Raw genomic sequence first — 18303 nt, forward strand, 5'->3', positions numbered from 1 at the left:
AGCCCTCACCCGCCGAGGAAGCCGAGGATGTCCCTGTCCCCGCGCTCGCGGAGCCTGGCCAGCACCTCCTCGCGGGTGGCCGTGTCGGGCATGCCGATGCGGGCCCCGATCAGCCGCAGGCCCTCCATCTCCGAGTGCACCGGAGCGGTGTAGCCGATGAGGTAGAGCGCCCGGTTCAGCGGCGGCATCGCCACGGCGGCCGCGGGCAGGTAGCGGGTCAGCAGCTCGCCGCCGTCGGAGACGGTCAGGAACACGTGGTCGCCCTCGCTCGCCTTGAAGTCGGCCAGCACGTTGCGGATCGACCCCATGGTCGGCTGGTTGTGCCAGCTGATCACCACGTCGCCCGACGGCGTCGAGGCGGTCAGCGAACCGCCGGGAGCCATGCCCAGGTAGGCGGCGAACCCCGTCGGCAGGGGCGAGCCCGAACCGCGCAGGTGCTCGGCGTTGACGTCCACGCGGTGCCACCAGCGGCCGTCGCGGGAGCGGAAGCTGCGCCGCGTCTCGGAGACGTCCTTGCGCGGCTGGTACGGCTCCGACTCCCCGGTGGGCGACGTGCCGGCCACCCTGATCCAGCCCCGCTGCGTGCGCTCGAACCCCGGGCCGCCCGAGTAGGCGCGCACCGAGCTCTCGCTCACGTCGTAGCGGGAGGTCAGGTTCGTCACGATCGTGCTCACCGAGGCCTCGCCGCCGGCCCGCTCGATCTCCCTGGCGATCATCTCCCTGATGCCCAGGTACTCGTCGCCGCCCCACCTGGTCAGCCCGTACTTGTTCCGGTCCACCCGGCGGAAGCGCTCGTCGGCGGTGAGCTGGTTGCGGATGCCGACCAGGCTGTAGTCCTCGCCGATGCGTTCCTGGATCTCCTCGGGCGCCAGCGGCGTGCCCGCCACCGCCAGCACCGCCTCGGCCTTCTCGTTGATGCTGCGCGGCCAGGGCACCACGTGCCGGCCCAGCACGCGAAGCTGCGGCACGGCCAGGATCCACCGCTCGGCGACGTCTTCACGGACGCCGAGCTGGGCCACCATGGACACCGCCTCGCCGAGCGGACGCGGCCCGTCGGCGAAGAGCTGCCGCGTCTTCTCCCGCAGCTCGTCGGCCCCGCCGGAGACCAGCCATCCGTCGGCCTGCTCGTAGCCGGTCAGCAGCGTACGGACGAACCGCCACGCGGGGATGCCCAGCGTGCGCAGGTCGCCGCGGTGCCACGGGACGGCGGCCGCGAGGTCGTCGGCCGGGACCGCGGACCCCAGCCTGCCCCTCAGCCACGCCACGTGCGCCACCAGCGCCGCCGCCTCCGGCGAGCCCAGCCACGCCTCCACATGGTCGCGCAGGTCACGCTCGATCTGCCTGATCCGCTCGCGCGTGACCGAGAAGCGCTGCGCCAGCTCGTCGAGCGTGGCGCGCTGCGCCGCGTAGAGCCGGTCGCGGGCGATGGCGCGCTGCCGCTCGTCGAGGGCCGCGAACACCGCGTCGATCAGCTCGGGCAGGGGCTTGTCGGGCCCGGACGGGGCGGGCACGGCGGCGGGCGCGGGTTCGAGCAGCCGCTCGAACACACCGCTGAACAGCTTCTGCACCACGTCCTTGCCCAGCGACTCCGGCGTGCGCTCGGCCTCGGCGGGGTCGCTGAAACGCAGCAGCGGCAGGATGTCGCCGAGCAGCAGGTGCCCCCAGCAGGCCACGGCCAGATCGGCCAGGTGACCCGCCACGGCCTGCGTCCCGACGATCGCGCACGCGCGGTCGAGGGGGATCGCCTGCCACCAGGCCTCGGGCAGCTGGGGCTCCTCCACGATCGGCGCGATCTGACCAGGGGAGGTCCAGCGCAGGGGTGGCGCGAGGTCGCTCAGGCTGAGGTTCATTGAGGTCCAACCGGCAAAGGGAAGATATCCGCAGTTCAGACTATGTGATCAGGGGGACAGAAATGGGCTCCCCCTTCCGGAATGCGAGATATAGAGCATCGTTCGGGCCCGTGTGCAGGCGACGAACAGTATGCTCCGCTCGCGTTGCAGCGCTCGGGCCCGCGCGGCGGGCTCCTCGGGCAGCGACCCGGGCACCACGCCCTCCGCCACGCCGACGAGTGCCACCCGGTCGAACTCCAGCCCCTTGAGATGCTGGAAGGTCGCCACACGCACGTCCAGCCCGTCCAGGGCCTCGCGGGCGGCGCGGGCCAGCGTGGGGGTGCGCGCGCCGACGGCGATCTCGCCCTCCGGCACGCCGTCCGCCAGCCAGCCGCCGACCGTGGTGCGCAGCCCGGCCAGTTCGGACTCGGGCGTGTCGTAGGACCGGATCACCGGCCGCCGGCCGTTGTGCGTGGCGCGGTAGCCGTACAGCTCGGCCACGCCCTTGACCAGGCCGTTCGCCGGGCCGCCGCCGCGCAGCCGGACCACGTAGGACAGGATCTCCTGCGGCAGCCGGTAGGAGATGCGCAGGTCGTGCTGGACGGCCGGGATGCCCACCGCGCCGAGCGCCACCCGCGTGTCGGTCACCCGCTGGTGCGGGTCGCCCACCACGAAGAGGTCGTCGTGCGCGTGCGGCGCCGCCGCCCGCAGCAGCCGCCACTGCGCCGGGCTGATGTCCTGCGCCTCGTCCACCACGATGTGCCGGTACGGCTTGCGCCCCGGTTCCACGTCGTCCAGCAGGTCGCCGGTCGTGATCGACAGCAGCCTGATCGCCTCGTCGGTGAGCTGGGCCAGCGACCGGGCCCCCGGGCCGACCAGGGGAGGACGGCGTCCCTCCGCGTCGGTGACGATCCGCATGGCCAGGCGCTCGGCGTTGTCCACCTCGACGCGCTTGCGCACGCTCTCGTCGTCGATCAGCACGTCCAGCCGGCCGGACAGCTCCTCGGCCAGCCCCTGCGAGAACGTCACCAGCAGCACCGGCCCGCTGCCGCGCGCCGCCAGATAGGCCGCCCGGTGCAGGGCGATGATCGTCTTGCCGGTGCCCGCGCCGCCCACGACCAGCACCGGCTGCTCGTACCGTCCGGTCCTGGCCAGCCGGTGCTGCGTCGGATGCAGGAACGTGCACCAGTCCGGGGCCCCGAGCACCCGGTCGAGCTCCACCTTGTCGGCCGCGAACACCGCGCGGTCCGGGCTGCGCAGCAGCGCCGCGTGCAGGTCGTCGGGGTCGATCGCGCCGGGCTCCTCGTCCCGGGCGCGCCAGTTGTCCAGCTCCCGCCACGCCTCCGACAGCGTGCCGCCCCGGGCCAGCACGGCCAGCGGCGCGTGCTGCGTGGGCGGCAGCAGCGGTTCGAGCGCGGCCACGTCGGCCTCGGTGGAGATCAGCCTGACCAGGGGCAGCGCGTGCACGTCGATGCCGAGCGCGAGCAGGTCGCCGTCGCATATCTGCTCGAACAGCCGCGACGGGCGGGCCGACCTGCGTAAGGCGGGCTCGACCCGTTCCAGGGTCTCGGCGTCCCACTCCTCGACGACGCCGATCACCGGGTTGACGCCGTACCGGTGCCGCTGGGCGTACGACCAGGCCTCGGGGTCGGGACGTACGGACAGCAGCCAGTAGACGTCACGCTGCCGGACCACCACGCCGCGATGCCCGTCGGCCAGGCGCAGCGTCGCGACCTTCGCGTCCCGGCAGCCCCGCACCCGCTCGGGATGCGGGGCTCCGGACACGTTCAGCAGGAAACGGCGCAGCGCGACCACGGCGTCCCTGCGCACCGGCTGAGCCAGTGCGCCGAGCTCCCCTGGGAAGTCAGGGCCGATCGCGAGCCGCGGCACGGGCGGTCAGTCCAAGAGGGCGAGCAGGTCGCGGTCGCCGCGTTCGCGGAGCCTGGTGAGCAGGTCCGGCAGCCCGACGGGGCCGGTCAGGCCGATCCTCGTCGCGATCACCCTGGCCGCCTGGTCCCGGGTGCCGCCCGGCGCCGTGTAGCCGACCAGGCGCAGCGCCTTGGTGATGTTCTCGGCGTTCTGGGCGGCGACCGGCAGGTGACGGGCCCGCAGCACGCCCTCGTCCGACAGCGTGAGGAACAGGTGCCCGCCCTCCTTGGCGCCGACGTCCACGAGCAGGCGCTCGATGGACTCCAGCACCGGCCTGCCGTGCCAGGTCATGGTCAGCTCGCCTGCCGCGCTCCTGACCGCCCTGCTCTCGCCGGGGGACAGGCCCAGGTAGGCCGCGAAGCCCGTCGGGAGGGCACACTCGCCGCCGGCGAGCTGCTCGGCGGTCACGTCGATCCGCAGCCACCAGCGTCCGTCCGGCTGGCGGAAGCAGCGCCTGGTCTGGGAGACGTCCTTGAGCGGCTGGTACGGCTTGTTCTGCTCCCCGCCGTTGGCCTCCACGGGCGGCGGCGGGGCCGGCGTGAACGCCTGGAACTGCGGCGGGCCGGGCGGGGGCGGGGGCGGCGGCAGGGGAGGTGGCGGCTGCATCGAGCCGAACGCCGAGTGCGGTTGCTGGAACTCCGCCGGCGGGCGGGGCTGGGCGGTCTGCGCGGGCAGCGTCGCCAGCACGAACTGCCAGGCCGGGACCTCCAGCGCGCGGATCTCCCTGGCGTGCCAGTCGGCCGCGCCGATCAGCTGCTCCTTGGGGGCGGCCGGGCCCAGCGTCCTGCGCAGCTCGTCCAGGTGGGCGCGGTACGGCGCGGCCTCCTCGCTGGCCAGCCAGTGGTCGAGGCGGACGCGCAGTTCCTGCTCGGTGGCGGAGATGTCGGCCGGGGGGACGGCGAACAGCTTGGCGAGCTGGTCGACCGCCGAGGGCTCGTCGGTGAAGACCCGGTTCTGCGCCACGGCCCAGCTCTTGTCATCGAGCCCGGCGAACGCGGCCTCGATCAGCTCGGGCAGCTCCTGCCCATCCGACCCATCGGCCTCACCCTGGGAGTCCGCCACGGCGTCCTCGCCGTGAGCCTCAGGCTCCGCGACCTCGGCGGGCTCCACTTCCACCAGGGCCTCAGGGACCTCCAGGTGGTCGGCGGGCGTCGCGGCCTGGGCCGGCTCCTCCTCCACCAGGGCTTCAGGGACCTCCGGGTGGTCGGCGGGGACCTCGGGCTCCGCGGCCTCGGCGGGCCCCTCCTCCACCGAAGCCTCAGGGACCTCCAGGTGGTCGGCGGGCGCCGCGGCCTGGGCCGGCTCCTCTCCCACCGAAGCCTCAAGGACCTCAGGGCGGTCGGCGGGCTCGGGCCGTTCGTCGTGATCGTCCGGCGCGGTCACCTCCACCGGCTCGGGCGCGGACTCCGGCTCGCCGCCGACGCCCTCGGCCTCCAGCGCCGCCTCCAGCGCGGACGCCTCCTCGGCGGCGGGCTCGGGCGCGGGCTCATCGGCGGCGTCGAGCACGGGCTCTGGTACGGGCCGAAGCCCCTCCTCGACGACCGGCTCGGAGTCGGCGTCGAGCACCGGCTCACCGTCGCGCCCCGCACCCTCGTCAGCGGCCCCCTCGTCAGCCAGGCCCGCGGCAGCCACGCCCTCCTCGGGCGCGTCCTCGCCGAACGGGCCCTCATGAAGCGCGGCCTCGGCAATCGCAGGCTCCGGGGCGGGGTGCTCGGCGCCGTGCGGCGCGGGCGTCCGGGGAAGGTCCGCCTCCGCGGAGGCCGGAGCCACCAGCCCCGCCGGTACGTGCGCCTCCACCTGTCGCCCACCCGCGTACGGATGCGCGAGCCGTACGAGCACCGCCCCGAACAGCGTGTTGAGCACCGGCCGAGCCTGGATGAACGGCTGGTCCACCAGCTCCCGCCCGGTCAGCGAGAGCAGCCCCACCCACGACCCGGCGCGGTCGAGCGCGATGGCGACGGCGGGTTCGTCGGCCTCGTCCGGGTCCAGGACGTGCAGAGCCGGCAGGACGTCACCGACGGCGGCGGCCGGCCAGTGCTCCAGCGCGATCTCCGTCAGCAGCTCGCCCAGCGACTCCGGGCCGATGGCCGTGAGCACCAGCGGCATGGGCAGGCTTCGCCACCACGCGTCCGGCAGATCCGGTTGCCCGGTCAGTAGCGTGATCGTCGACGCGTCGCTCCACCTCAAAGGTGGAACGAGGTCGCTCAGGCAGAAGTTCATCCCGTTCCGTTCACCAGCCCCTCACGCCGCCGGAGCGGCGCAGCCAACATCTCGCCGCCCACGGAACAGACCATAGTCCGGCAAAACAGCCCTACGCATCATGCACTACGCATCAGCGCCGAACAGCGGCAAAGCGTAGACGCACGTAGTCGGCCATCCAGCCCGTCTCCCTGCGCAGCGCGGGCGCGGCCAGCTCGTTGACCCGCCCCAGCAGGGGCTCCACGATCTCCGGCGGCAGCCCTTCGAGCACGGACGAGGCGAACATGCGCACCCAGTCGGCGGCCCCGCCGGGGCACTCGTCGAGCGGGGTCGGCCGGTCGAAGTACTCCAGCAGCCGGACCACGAAGCCCTCCTGCTCCAGCCGTCGCGCGTACTCGGCGGGCGTGGGGAAATACCAGGGCAAATCGGGCTCGCGTAGGCCGTACTCGCGCCAGGCGGTCAGCATCGCGGCGGTCAGCTCCGCGCAGTTGCCCGCGCCGCCCATCTCCGCGACGAACCGGCCGCCCGGCTTCAGCGCCTCGCGGACGTTGGCGATCACGGTGGCGGGGTCGCGGCTCATCCAGTGGAGCGCCGCGTTGGAGAAGACGGCGTCGTACGGGTCGACCACGGTGAAGTCGTGGCCGTCGCCGATGATGAAGTCGATCCCCGGGTACTGGGCCAGCGCCTTCTCGATCATCGCGGCGGAACCGTCGATGCCCAGGACGTCCGCGCCCCTGAAGGCGATCTGCGCGGTCAGCACCCCGGTGCCGCACCCGAGGTCGAGCACGCGCTCCCCGGGCTGCGGGTCGAGCAGGTCGACCAGCGGCGCGCCCTGGGTGGAGACGTACCCGAAGCTGCTGTCGTAGGCGCGACTGTTCCACCGCTCCAAGCTCGGTGCGTCGTATCGCAAGACGATCAGCTCACATTCGTCAGACATCGGGCCCCCGTGGCCGTGCTGTCCGTTCACTTTAGAGCCTGATCGCCTCTACGACATATCAAGTCACAACGGACTCATCCCACGCTCTTGCTCCATTCCCGCTTGAGGTACGCCTTTGCCGCGTCCGTCTGCGGGATCGTCATGAGCACGGGAGGCCCGGCGGCCTTGGGCAGCCGGGCGGCCTGCTCGGCGTCGAGCTTGCCCTTCATGAGCATGGCCTCGCCGCGCGCCGGACGGGCGTAGCCCTTCTGGAGCAGGTTCTGGCCCTCGTCGGAGAACAGGAACTCCTGCCAAAGCCGCGCGGCGGCCGGATGCGGAGCGGTCTTGCTGATCGCCTGGACGTGGTACCCGCCGAACGGCGCGTCCCGCGGGATCGTCACCTCCCAGGAGTCGGCGTGGTCGGCGCTGCGGGTCGCGTTGAGGTGGTCCCAGTCGATGATCACGTTCGCCTTGGCCGGTTCGACGAGCTGCCCGGCCTGCTTGAGCTTGGCGAACAGGTCCACCCCCTGCCGGGCGTCCGGCGCGGACCCGGCCTTCATGGACGCGGCCATCACGCCGCCGAACGCCGCCGCCGAACGCAGCGGGTCGCCGTCGAGCGCGACGCGGTAGCCGGGCTTGAGCAGGTCGGCGAAGGAGGCCGGGGCCTTGACCTCGCGCGGGTCGTAGCCGATGGACATGTAGCTGCCGTAGGCGCCGTACCAGGCGCCCTTGGGGTCCTTGACGTGGTCGGGCAGGTCCTGCCAGCCCGTCACCTTGTACGGCGCGAACTGGTCGGCCCCGTAGACGGCCATGTCCAGGGTGAGATCGAACACGTCCGGCTTGAGCTGGGCGGCGGCGTCGAGCTCACGCTTGCTGCTCGCGCCCGGCTCCAGCTCGTTGACCTTGATGCCGTACTTGTCGGAGAAGGTGTCGAGGATCTCGCCGTAGTTCACCCAGTCGTGCGGCAGGGCGATCACGGTGAGCTGGCCCTCGTGCTTGGCGGCCTCGGCCAGGCGTTCCATCGTGCCGAAGCCCTGCTTCAGCGAGACGGCCCGGACGTTGAGCGGCGGCAGGTCCTTGGCCCCCGCGGACGTGGACTGGGACGTTGACGCGCCGCATCCGGCGCTGGCGAGAATGGCTGCTACGGCGGCGCAGATACGAACGGTCACACAATGAATACTTACCGTTACTTCGCCTGAGGTCGAGGAGGCGCGACCGGAACGACCTTGGCCGCGACCAGCGATTCCTCGTCGATGTCCACCAAAGTGCCGTCCCGCTTGCGAACGCGCAACACGCCGCCGGTCCACGATTCGAGTACGCCCACAGCGTCCCGGAAGCCTCCGGGAACCCGTCTGCGCGTGGTGATCCGTGCGCCTATGTCCTGAGTTGTGATCGCGACGACGAGGCGTGCGGCCATGAGTTTGCCACCCTCCGTTTCGGCCAGCTGGCAAGCACGGCAATACTAGGGCGTAGCAAACCGCGGTCAGAGTCGGTGCCATGGTGCGGAGAAAAAGGAGCTCGAGGTGACCTACGTCATCGCGCAGCCTTGCGTGGACGTCCTGGACAAGGCGTGCATCGAGGAGTGCCCCGTCGATTGCATCTACGAGGGCGAGCGCATGCTTTACATCCACCCCGACGAGTGCGTGGACTGCGGCGCGTGCGAGCCTGTGTGCCCCGTCGAGGCCATCTTCTACGAGGACGACCTTCCCGAGCAGTGGAAGGACTTCTACAAGGCGAACGTGGACTTCTTCGAGGACCTCGGCTCGCCCGGAGGCGCCTCGAAGGTCGGCAAGATCGAGAAGGACCACCCGGTGGTGGCCGCGCTGCCGCCGCAGGGCGAGGACCACTAGCGAGTCGCGTGCGCCGGGGCCGTCCACATCGGGCGGGCCCCGTGCGCCCGCGTGCGCGACAGGCGTGTACGGCCACGAGCGACCCTGGAGAACCGTGAACAAGCTGCCCGACTTCCCCTGGGACCGGCTCGAACCGTACAAGGAACGCGCCCTCGCGCACTCCGACGGCATCGTCGACCTCTCGGTCGGCACGCCCGTCGACCCGGTGCCCGAGGCCGTCCAGCAGGCTCTGCGCGAGTCGGCGAACAGCCCCGGCTACCCGCTGACCCACGGCACGCCGGCCCTGCGCGAGGCCGCCGCGGGCTGGCTGCGTCGCCGCCACGGCGTCACCGTCGACCAGCAGGACGTGCTCCCGCTGATCGGCTCCAAGGAGTTCGTCGCCTGGCTGCCCACCTATCTGGGCGCCCGGCGGGTGGTCTTCCCCGAGCTGGCCTACCCCACCTACGACGTGGGCGCCCGGCTCGCCGGCGCGACCGCCACCGCCTCCGACAGCACCCTGTCGGTCGGCCCCGAACACGTCGACCTGCTGTGGATCAACTCCCCGGGCAACCCGACCGGGCGCGTGCTGCCCGCCGAGCACCTGCGCAAGGTGGTCTCCTGGGCGCGCGAGCGCGGCACGGTCGTGGCCTCCGACGAGTGCTACATCGAGCTCGGCTGGGAAGAGCGGCCGGTCTCCATCCTCCATCCCGACGTCTGCGGGGGCTCCCACGAGGGGCTGCTCGCCGTCCACTCGCTCTCCAAGCGCTCCAACCTGGCCGGCTACCGGGCGGGGTTCGTGACGGGCGACCCCGTCCTGGTCAAGCGGCTGCTGGAGACCCGCAAGCACGCCGGCATGCTCATGCCGAAGCCCGTCCAGGACGCGATGACGGTCGCGCTCGGCGACGACACGCACGCCGAACGCCAGCGCGAGCTGTACGCGGCCCGGCGCGCCGCGTTGCGTCCCGCGCTGGAGCGGGCGGGGTGGACGATCGACCATTCGACCGCCGGTCTGTACCTATGGGCGTCGAATGGGCAGAACGCCTGGGATCAAGTGAGTAAGCTTTCCGAAATCGGGATTTTGGTCGCGCCGGGAGACTTCTACGGATCGGCTGGTGAACGGCACATCCGCGTCGCGGTCACCGCGACCGACGAACGCATCAGTGCGGCCGTGCGCCGCCTCCAGTAGGATCGCCCGTCGTAGCGCACGGACAAATTGAAAAAGGCGTCTGCCGAGACAGACCGCGAGTGGAGCGAGCTATTCGATGAGCATGACCTCCATGGTCGTACTCGGGCTGAGCATCGCCACCGTCCTGTTGCTGCTGGGGGCGTTCCTGGCCACCATGCGGCAGGACAGGAGGGGCCGGGCGAGCGCGCCGCCGCCGGTCGAGGTCGCCCCGGTCGAGACCCCGCTGCCGGCGCCGGTCGAGGCCCCCGGGCATGCCGGCACCGACTACGCCGACCCTCGCACCATTCAGGTCGCCGACCGGATCGAGGTGCACGGCACCCCCTACCGCGTGCTCGGCGCGATGTACGTCTCCTGGCAGGGCCACCAGTGGATCGAGTACCTGCTGCGCGACGTCGCCCGCCGCCGCCTGTGGCTCTCGGTCGAGGTGCGCGAGGGCAAGACCGCGGGCGAGGCGTCCCACCTTGAGGTGCTGCTCTGGACCGAGGTGCCCACGCAGGGCATGGTCCCGGCGAAGAGCATGCTGATCATGGAGGGCGTCGAGTTCTTCCCGGTGCAGCGCGGCACCGCGGCCTTCAGGGGCGAGGGCGAGACCGGCAACCCCGAACGCGGCCTGCTCGACTTCGCCGACTACCACGCCTCCGACGGCCGCCTGCTCTCCTTCGAGCGCATCCAGGGCCACCCCTGGAGCGCCAGCTACGCCCAGCCCCTGCCGCCGGGCTCGATCACCATCGTCACCCGCGCCACCTGACGTCCCCGTGACGGGAGGTCACGACAGCTCGACCTCCCCGTCGCCGGCCTTGCCGCCCTGCTTCCAGCCGTCCGCGTCGACGTCGTTGACCCAGGTCGCGCCGCTGTAGCCGACGCGCCGCAACTGGTACTTCTCCGCGTAGGCCACCGACCAGGACGCCACCAGCCAGCCCCGCTTCTTCGTCGTGATCGCCGTGTCGCCGAGCGCCCTGGCGAGCTGCTTGCGCGCCTCGGCCGTCCTGGCCTGCGGCGCGGGCGTCTTCTTGGCCGGCGGGTACCAGCAGTGGACGGCCTTGGGCACCCGGCCGGTGAAGGCGGCGGCCAGGAGCTTGGCGTCCTGCTCGTGCTGCGCGTACGCGTAGCCGCCCGCCGAGCGCTGCACCTCCTGGGCCGCCTCGGCCAGCGGCAGCTTGCGGTAGTTCTTGACCTTGACCAGCGCGGCGAAGAACTTGTTGCTGGCGTAGACGGGGTCCATGAGCTGCTTCTTGCGCCCCCAGCCCTGCGACTCGCGCTGCTGGAACACGCCCACCGAGTCGCGGTCGCCCCAGTTGAGGTTGCGCAGCTTCGACTCCTGCAGCGCGGTGCCGTACGCGATCACGACGGCCCGCTCGGGCAGGCGGCGGCGGGCCGCGACGGCGGCGATGGTGGCCGAGACCTGCGCCTGCTCCGGATCGAGGGTCAGAACGCCCTCGGGGGTGCGCACCATGCAGTACGCCTCCGGGAGGACCAGCGGCGTGGCCCGCCTGAGCAGGAGGTAGAGCCCCACGGAGACGCCGACGGCGAGGATCACGACGATGATCGCTATGGTCAGGACTCCACGGGAGAAGCGCAGGCGCACCCTGAAGAACCTACCTGGCCGGATAAGCTCCGTGGCCATGAGTCACGTGATGTCCCCGGTGGTGGACGAGCTGTGGGAACGACGCGCGGAGCTGTCCCCGGCCGACGTGGAGGCGCGCATCGAGGTGGTCGGCGCCGTCGACCTGCTGGACAAGGGCGAGGCGAGGGTCGCGCGCCTGGTGGGCGGCGAGGTGGTGGTCGACGAGCGGGCCAAGCGCGCCATCCTGCTCAGCTTCCGGCTGCTGGGCATGGCACGTTCCCAGGTGGGCGACTTCCAGCACCACGACAGGGTGCCGCTCAAGACGTCCTTCGAGGGTGTGCGGGTGGTGCCGGGAGCCATCGCGCGCTGGGGCTCGTACCTGGCGCCGGGGGTGGTGCTGATGCCGTCGTTCACGAACATCGGCGCGTACGTGGACTCGGGGACCATGGTCGACACGTGGGCCACGGTGGGCTCATGCGCCCAGATCGGCAAGAACGTGCACCTGTCGGGCGGAGTGGGCATCGGCGGCGTCCTGGAGCCGCCCGGCGCGGTGCCGGTCGTCGTGGAGGACGACGCGTTCATCGGCAGCCGCTCGATGATCGTCGAAGGCGCGCGGGTGGGCCGCGGCGCGGTGATCGGCGCGGGCACGATCCTGTCCGGCACGATCCCCGTGATCGACGTGCAGACGGGCGAGGAGCTGGCCCGGGGCAGGGTGCCCGACTGGTGCGTGGCGGTCGGCGGCACCCGGCAGAAGGAGTTCCCCGGCGGCACGTTCGGGCTGCCGTGCGTGCTGGTGATCAAGCGTCTGGAGCCCGAGCAGCGGCACGACAAGGCGGCACTCAACGAGGTGCTGCGCGAACATGGAGTGAACACCTGATGCTGGACCTGACACAGGACGTACGCGCGCTGACCGCCGCGATCGTGGACATCGAGTCGGTGAGCGGCGGCGAGAAGGCCCTGGCCGACGCGGTCGAGCAGGCGCTCACCGCGCTGCCGCACCTGACGGTCGACCGCTCCGGCGAGACCGTCGTCGCCCGCACGAACCTGGGCCGGGCCGAGCGGGTGCTGATCGCGGGCCACCTCGACACGGTCCCGGTCGCGGCCAACCTGCCCAGCCGGGTGGAGGGCGACCTGCTCTACGGCTGCGGCACCTCCGACATGAAGGCGGGCGTGGCGGTCGCGCTGCGGCTGGCGGCCACCGTCCCGGCCCCCAACCGCGACGTGACGTACGTCTTCTACGACTGCGAGGAGATCGAGGCCGAGCGCAACGGCCTGACCAGGGTCGCCAGGGATCACCCCGAGTGGCTGGCGGCCGACTTCGCGGTGCTGATGGAGCCGACCGACGGCGTGATCGAGGGCGGCTGCCAGGGCACCCTGCGCGCCGACGTCACCGTCACCGGCAAGCGCGCCCACAGCGCGCGGTCGTGGTTCGGCGTCAACGCCGTCCACGGCATCGAGCCGGTGCTGGCCAGGCTCAACGCCTACGAGGCGCGGCTGCCGACGGTCGACGGGCTGGAATACCACGAGGGGCTCAACGCGGTCGCGGTGCGCGGCGGCGTGGCGGGCAACGTCATCCCCGACGAGTGCGTGGTCACGGTCAACTACCGCTTCGCCCCCGACCTGACGATCGAGCAGGCCGAGCAGCACGTGCGCGAGGTGTTCGAGGGCTACCGGGTCAGCTTCCTCGACGCGGCGCCCGGGGCCAGGCCGGGCCTGACGCATCCCGTGGCCGCCGCCTTCACCGCCGCCGTCGGCGGCACGCCGCGCGCCAAACTGGGCTGGACGGACGTCTCCCGCTTCTCCGCGCTCGGCGTCCCGGCCGTGAACTACGGTCCCGGCGACCCCAACCTGGCACACCAGCAGGGCGAGTACGTGTCGCTGCCGAAGATCGTCGAGAGCGAGCGGGCCCTGCTGAACTGGCTGACCAAATGAAAGTGGCTTTCCTCGCCGGCCATTTGGCGGGGAAAGCCACTTTCAGTCCCGAGCAGCACCCTCGGCAGTTAGACGCAGGGGGGTCGAAATTCGGTTCCCTGCTTTTCCCAAGTTTTTTTCGGCGCCTTCATCTGGCCTTCGACCTGGGCGTTCATCCTCGAAGTGCGCTCTTCGGGGGGCGCGGCCGGAGGCGAGAACGACGCCGCGGGCCGGTACGGAGAGGACTAGCGTGACCAGCATGGAACACAAGCAACGAGCCGAACGCCGTCAGGGGCAGGCGGTCGTGCGCGGGAGTCTCGTCCCCAGCTCCACCCACGACCAGCGGCTGCTCGACCGGCAGGGCCCGTCCGACTGGGTGCACATGGACCCGTGGCGGGTGCTGCGCATCCAGGCCGAGTTCGTGGAGGGGTTCGGCCAGCTCGCCGAGCTGCCCGCGGCGATCACGGTCTTCGGCTCGGCCCGCACCCCCGAGGGCACCCCCGAATACCAGATGGGCCGGCGGCTCGGCCGGGCGCTGGCCGAGTCCGGCTACGCGGTGATCACGGGCGGCGGGCCGGGCGTCATGGAGGCGGCCAACCGGGGCGCCTCCGAGGTCGAGGGCGCGGTCTCGGTCGGGCTCGGCATCGAGCTGCCGTTCGAGCAGAGCATGAACGACTACGTCGACCTCGGCATCGAGTTCCGCTACTTCTTCGTGCGCAAGACGATGTTCGTCAAGTACTCGCGCGGCTTCATCGCCCTGCCCGGCGGCTTCGGCACGCTCGACGAGCTCTTCGAGGCGCTGACGCTGGTCCAGACCCACAAGGTCACCTCGTTCCCGGTCGTGCTGATGGGCTCGGAGTTCTGGGGCGGCCTGCTCGACTGGATCAAGAGCACCCTGCTCGGCACCGGCAAGATCGCCGCCCAGGACCTCGACCTGATCTCCGTCACCGACGACCCCGACGAGGCCGTGCGGATCATCGCCGACTCCGACAGGGCCCGCTCCCGCCACCGGGAGGAGGAGCTGGAGGCCGCCGCCGCCCAGACCGCGGAGCCGCAATAGGCTGTCGGCCCGTGAACATCTGCGTCTTCTGCGCCTCCAGCCTCCGCATCGACAGGAAGTACGTCGACCTGGCCGCGGAGGTGGGCGCCGAGCTCGCCAGGCGTGGCCACACGCTGGTGAGCGGCGGCGCCACGGTCTCGTGCATGGGCGCGGTCACCTCCGCCGCCCGTGCCGCAGGCGGGGTCACGGTCGGCGTGATCCCGCAGGTGCTGGTGGACGTCGAGGTGGCCGACACCGACTCCGACGAGCTGATCGTCACCGCCGGGATGCGCGAGCGCAAGGGCGTCATGGACGCCCGCTCCGACGCCTTCCTCGTGCTGCCCGGCGGCATCGGCACCCTGGAGGAGCTGTTCGAGATCTGGACGGCGCGGGTGCTCGGCATCCACGACCGTCCCCTGGTCATCCTCGACCCCTGGGGCCTGTACGAGCCGCTGCGGCAGCTCGTCTCCGGCATGCACGCCGAGGGCTTCACCCGGGCCGACGTCTTCGACGCGATCTCCTGGACCACCACGGTCGAGGAGGCGTTCGCGCACCTCGAAGCGCGTCCCCAGCCGGTCCGTCCGAGCATCGCCGAGCTGGGGGAGGCCACCGGCTGACCAGCGTGCCCCGATTACCCACACTTGTGGTAGATCGCTGAACGCGCTCCACCATATGAGTACGATGCCAATGTGCTGGTCATACTCGCCATCGCCGCGATCGCCATCCTGGCCTGCGTGGTCCTGGTCTCCCTCGGCAGAGGCGGGGAGCTGACCGAGTTCCCGCCGGACGTCCCGCCGCTCGACCTGCCCGAGGCCGGACAGCTCACGGCGGTCGACTTCATGGCGCTCCAACTGCCGGTCAACCTGGTCGGCTACCACACGCAGAGCGTCGACGAGACCCTGCGCCGGGCCGCCCAGGCCATCAGCGCCCGCGACACCAGGATCGCCGTGCTGGAGCAGCGGGTGTCGGAGCTGCTGTCCAGTCGGCTGCACGCGCGCCAGGAGATCTACGCCGCGCCGGGGGCCGGGCTGCGCACCGACCACGAGCCGGAGGCGCCGACCATGCCCAGGGAGCTGCCGGAGTCCGGCGACCCGGTCACGTCGAGCGGCGCGTCGGTGGAGTGGGAGGGCGAGCCGGAGCTGCGCGACCCGTCCGAGGAGCCGGAGTGGCGCGTCCCGGAGAAGAAGGACGAGCCCGAGCACGACGAGCCCGAGAAGGACGAGTCCGAGAAGGACGAGTCCGAGAAGGACGAGTCCGAGCAGGACGACGACAAGTCCGTGCCCGCCACGCTGAGCAAGGACGAAGACAAGGACGAGCGCCCGTGACCGAGCTCATCCGCTGCACCTGGCCGGGCATGGCCGACCCGCTGTACATCACCTACCACGACGAGGAGTGGGGCCGCCCGGTCAAGGGCGACGACGAGGTCTTCGAACGTGTGGCGCTGGAGGCGTTCCAGTCGGGCCTGTCGTGGCTGACGATCCTGCGCAAACGGGAGAACTTCCGCGCCGCCTTCGACGGCTTCTCCACCGTGAAGGTGGCCGCCTACACCGAGCACGACGTCGAACGGCTGCTCGGCGACCCCGGCATCGTCCGCAACCGGGCCAAGATCGAGGCCGTGATCGGCAACGCCAGGGCCGCGCTCGACCTGCCCGAGGGCCTGTCGGAGCTGGTGTGGCGCTTCGCCGACCCCGACTCGCCGGTGCCCCGGACGATGGCCGACGTGCCCGCGATCACCCCTGGCTCCAAGGCCCTGGCCAAGGAACTGCGCAGGCACGGGTTCAAGTTCGTCGGCCCGACCACCGCGTACGCGCTGATGCAGGCGATCGGGTTGGTCAACGACCACATCGAGGGCTGCCTGGCCCGCTGAGCAGCACCAGACCGTCCCATGACGCCCCGGCTGACCGGCCGCCTGCCCGCGCGCCTCTCAGGGAGTCTCAGCGGCCCCTGAACACCGGCCGCTCCTTGGCCAGGAAGGCGCGGGTGGCGTCCTGGTGGTCCTGGGTGGCCACGCACGCGTCCTGGAGATCGGCCTCCAGCGCCAGGGAGTCGGCCAGCGCGTGCGTGGCGGAGTGGGCCAGCGCGCGCTTCGTGGCGGCGTAGGCCGCGGTCGGCCCGGCGGCCAGGCGTACGGCCAGCTCGTGGGCGGTCTTCGGCAGGTCGTCGGCGGGGACCACGCGGGTGACCAGGCCCAGGCCGAGCGCGGTGGCCGCGTCGATCGGCTCGCCGAGCAGCAGCAGCTCGGCCGCGCGGCCCCGGCCGACCAGGCGCTGCAACGTCCAGGACGCGCCGGAGTCGGGGGCCAGCCCGATGCCCGCGAACGCCAGCGCGAACTTGGCCTTGTCGGAGGCGATCCGCAGGTCGCAGGCGAAGGCCAGGGCCGCGCCCGCGCCTGCCGCGACGCCGTTGACCGCCGCCACGACCGGTTTGGGCATGGTCGCGATCAGCTCGACGATCGGGTTGTAGTGCTCGCGCACGGTGTCGGCCAGGCCGCGGCCGGCGGCCAGGTTGTCGGCGTGCTCGCGCAGGTCCTGGCCGGCGCAGAAGGCCCGGCCCGAGCCGGTGAGCAGCACCGCCCTGACCTCGGGGTCGGCCGCCGCCCTGCGCACCGCCTCCAGCAGCGCGGCCTTGGTCTCGGCCGTGAGTGAGTTCATCGACTCCGGCCGGTCGAGGGTGACGGTGGCGACGGCGTCGGCCATGTCGTAACGGATCACATGAGCTCCCTGTCGACGAACGCGGCGGCTGCGGGCAGCAGCCTGGTGGCCTCCTGCTCGAAGAACGTGCGGGCCTTCTCGCCCGGCCAGCCCGGAGGCAACAGCTCGGCCGGCAGCCCGGGGTCCTGGAACAGGAAGTTACGCCAACCGTGCACGAGTCTGCTCCTGGTGGCGAACACCCGGTCGGGAGGGGCGTCCCCGGGCAGCGCGCTGATCAGCGTGACAGCTTCGGCATGCCAGTGCTCGTACGCCTCGCCGATGGCCCGCAGATCCCAGGCCCGCGCCACCAGCTCGCGCGGGTCGCCCTCCAGCGCCGCGTCGAACCGGTCGGCCCGCACGCCCTCGCCCTCCAGCAGGTTGTCCAGCTCGATGGAGGAGCGCGGCCCGATCCACGTCGTCTCCGACAGGCAGGCGTAGCCGAGGAAGGTGAGGTCGGCCCTGATCCGCTCGCGGCGCTGGCGCTCCCTGACCGGCTCCAAGACGATCACGTGCCAGCGGCCGTGCCAGACGAGTGTCCCTGATCGGTAAATTCTCAGCGCTGCCTCGTCCAGGCGCCTGACACACTTCGGGGTGAGGCCGTACCCGGCTCCCTGAGGCAGCCGCAGAGGCCGCAGCCAGCCCTGCCGGACCATCCGCGAGACCGCCGTCCGGACGGCCGGAGCCGCTATTTCCAGGGGCTTCATGAGCCGTACGAGCGCGGCCACGGTCGCCTGTCCGCCGCGCGAGCGCAGGTGGTCTCCGTACAGGTCGAAGAGAGCGGCGCGAGCGTGCACGAAGTCCAGTTTGGACGCCATCGCCAGCCTCGACAACGCATTCTGGGAGGAGATCGTTACCCATGAGGGCTCTCGATGCGGGAGAATAGGACATCACAGAAGACGTGAATGCGCCGACCACCCCCTCGGGCGGTCGGAAATCGCGGGCCGCGGGAGCCCAAGGCAGGAAGGGATGCACGCATGGCGGCGATGAAGCCGCGGACCGGCGATGGTCCGCTCGAGGTCACCAAGGAAGGGCGCGGCATAGTCATGCGGGTCCCTCTCGAAGGTGGCGGCCGGCTCGTCGTGGAGATCTCCGCCGACGAGGCAAAGGCGCTCGGCGAGGCGTTGAAGAACGTCGTCGGCTGAGAGCTCCCGAGACAACCTGATCCTCCGACCCTGGCGTAAGTCCGGCGCCAGGGTCGCCGACGTTTGGAG

Annotated in this window: 19 protein-coding genes; 10 read left to right on the top strand and 9 right to left on the bottom strand. The window is 71.7% G+C overall.

Annotated elements, in window-relative coordinates; genetic code table 11:
• Positions 1-5: 5 nt before the first annotated feature.
• The 6 genes from ACIA8R_RS14285 to ACIA8R_RS14310 form a co-directional block, all read right to left on the bottom strand.
• Positions 6-1850: a sigma factor-like helix-turn-helix DNA-binding protein gene (locus ACIA8R_RS14285; RefSeq protein ID WP_397038574.1), complete on the bottom strand. Its 1845-nt coding sequence runs from the start codon at positions 1848-1850 to the stop codon at positions 6-8.
• A 48-nt stretch (positions 1851-1898) separates the two neighbouring features.
• On the bottom strand, positions 1899-3719 hold the full coding sequence (locus ACIA8R_RS14290) for a UvrD-helicase domain-containing protein (RefSeq protein ID WP_357704239.1): 1821 nt from the start codon (positions 3717-3719) through the stop codon (positions 1899-1901).
• A gap of 6 nt (positions 3720-3725) precedes the next feature.
• Positions 3726-5864: a hypothetical protein gene (locus ACIA8R_RS14295; protein ID WP_397038577.1), complete on the bottom strand. Its 2139-nt coding sequence runs from the start codon at positions 5862-5864 to the stop codon at positions 3726-3728.
• Positions 5865-6090: 226 nt separating this feature from the next.
• Entirely contained in the window at positions 6091-6867 is a 777-nt protein-coding gene (locus ACIA8R_RS14300; RefSeq protein ID WP_357704243.1) for a methyltransferase domain-containing protein, read from the bottom strand.
• A 101-nt stretch (positions 6868-6968) separates the two neighbouring features.
• The gene (locus tag ACIA8R_RS14305; RefSeq protein ID WP_357704245.1) at positions 6969-8042 is read right to left on the bottom strand and encodes an ABC transporter substrate-binding protein; all 1074 of its coding nucleotides are present in this window, start codon (positions 8040-8042) and stop codon (positions 6969-6971) included.
• Between the two features lie 17 nt (positions 8043-8059).
• Positions 8060-8290, bottom strand: a complete 231-nt coding sequence (locus ACIA8R_RS14310; RefSeq protein ID WP_364098706.1) for a hypothetical protein — start codon at positions 8288-8290, stop codon at positions 8060-8062.
• A 106-nt stretch (positions 8291-8396) separates the two neighbouring features.
• Between ACIA8R_RS14310 and fdxA the strand changes: the two genes are divergently transcribed.
• From fdxA to ACIA8R_RS14325, 3 genes are all read left to right on the top strand, one after another.
• Positions 8397-8723, top strand: a complete 327-nt coding sequence (gene fdxA, locus ACIA8R_RS14315) for a ferredoxin (protein WP_106240826.1) — start codon at positions 8397-8399, stop codon at positions 8721-8723.
• A gap of 94 nt (positions 8724-8817) precedes the next feature.
• Complete coding sequence (gene dapC / locus ACIA8R_RS14320; protein ID WP_397038580.1) at positions 8818-9888, top strand: succinyldiaminopimelate transaminase; 1071 nt, start codon at positions 8818-8820, stop codon at positions 9886-9888.
• Between the two features lie 76 nt (positions 9889-9964).
• On the top strand, positions 9965-10636 hold the full coding sequence (locus tag ACIA8R_RS14325; protein WP_357704251.1) for a DUF4178 domain-containing protein: 672 nt from the start codon (positions 9965-9967) through the stop codon (positions 10634-10636).
• Positions 10637-10654: 18 nt separating this feature from the next.
• Here the strand turns inward: ACIA8R_RS14325 and ACIA8R_RS14330 are convergent, their stop codons facing one another.
• A complete protein-coding gene (locus tag ACIA8R_RS14330) occupies positions 10655-11512 on the bottom strand; it encodes a hypothetical protein (RefSeq protein WP_364098711.1) in 858 nt (285 codons plus the stop codon).
• Between ACIA8R_RS14330 and ACIA8R_RS14335 the strand changes: the two genes are divergently transcribed.
• The 6 genes from ACIA8R_RS14335 (at position 11511) to ACIA8R_RS14360 (ending at position 16269) form a co-directional block, all read left to right on the top strand.
• Positions 11511-12329 (top strand): 2,3,4,5-tetrahydropyridine-2,6-dicarboxylate N-succinyltransferase, encoded by an 819-nt coding sequence (locus tag ACIA8R_RS14335; RefSeq protein WP_357704255.1) that lies wholly within the window; start codon positions 11511-11513, stop codon positions 12327-12329. The two genes, ACIA8R_RS14330 and ACIA8R_RS14335, sit on opposite strands and share 2 nt — an antisense overlap.
• Complete coding sequence (dapE, locus tag ACIA8R_RS14340) at positions 12329-13384, top strand: succinyl-diaminopimelate desuccinylase (protein ID WP_397038583.1); 1056 nt, start codon at positions 12329-12331, stop codon at positions 13382-13384. The genes ACIA8R_RS14335 and dapE overlap by 1 nt, the downstream gene beginning before the upstream one ends.
• 238 nt (positions 13385-13622) lie before the next feature.
• Positions 13623-14423, top strand: a complete 801-nt coding sequence (locus tag ACIA8R_RS14345) for a TIGR00730 family Rossman fold protein (protein ID WP_364098717.1) — start codon at positions 13623-13625, stop codon at positions 14421-14423.
• Positions 14424-14434: 11 nt separating this feature from the next.
• On the top strand, positions 14435-15019 hold the full coding sequence (locus ACIA8R_RS14350; RefSeq protein WP_364098720.1) for a TIGR00730 family Rossman fold protein: 585 nt from the start codon (positions 14435-14437) through the stop codon (positions 15017-15019).
• Between the two features lie 72 nt (positions 15020-15091).
• Positions 15092-15727, top strand: a complete 636-nt coding sequence (locus ACIA8R_RS14355) for a hypothetical protein (RefSeq protein WP_397038586.1) — start codon at positions 15092-15094, stop codon at positions 15725-15727.
• Positions 15724-16269, top strand: coding sequence for a DNA-3-methyladenine glycosylase I (locus tag ACIA8R_RS14360; RefSeq protein ID WP_357704264.1), 546 nt, complete (start codon positions 15724-15726; stop codon positions 16267-16269). Before ACIA8R_RS14355 ends, ACIA8R_RS14360 begins: the two co-directional genes overlap by 4 nt.
• Before the next feature lie 67 nt (positions 16270-16336).
• Here ACIA8R_RS14360 and ACIA8R_RS14365 read toward each other — a convergent pair whose 3' ends face one another.
• Together ACIA8R_RS14365 and ACIA8R_RS14370 are read right to left on the bottom strand one after the other, a co-directional pair.
• Positions 16337-17098, bottom strand: coding sequence for an enoyl-CoA hydratase-related protein (locus ACIA8R_RS14365; RefSeq protein WP_397038681.1), 762 nt, complete (start codon positions 17096-17098; stop codon positions 16337-16339).
• An 11-nt stretch (positions 17099-17109) separates the two neighbouring features.
• Positions 17110-17907 (bottom strand): PaaX family transcriptional regulator C-terminal domain-containing protein, encoded by a 798-nt coding sequence (locus ACIA8R_RS14370; protein WP_364098726.1) that lies wholly within the window; start codon positions 17905-17907, stop codon positions 17110-17112.
• A gap of 159 nt (positions 17908-18066) precedes the next feature.
• On the opposite strand from ACIA8R_RS14370, the gene ACIA8R_RS14375 reads away from it, so the two are divergent.
• Positions 18067-18234, top strand: a complete 168-nt coding sequence (locus tag ACIA8R_RS14375; protein WP_020545024.1) for a DUF3117 domain-containing protein — start codon at positions 18067-18069, stop codon at positions 18232-18234.
• Positions 18235-18303: the final 69 nt, after the last annotated feature.

The sequence above is a fragment of the Nonomuraea sp. NPDC051191 genome, from assembly GCF_044455665.1.
GTDB lineage: Bacteria > Actinomycetota > Actinomycetes > Streptosporangiales > Streptosporangiaceae > Nonomuraea.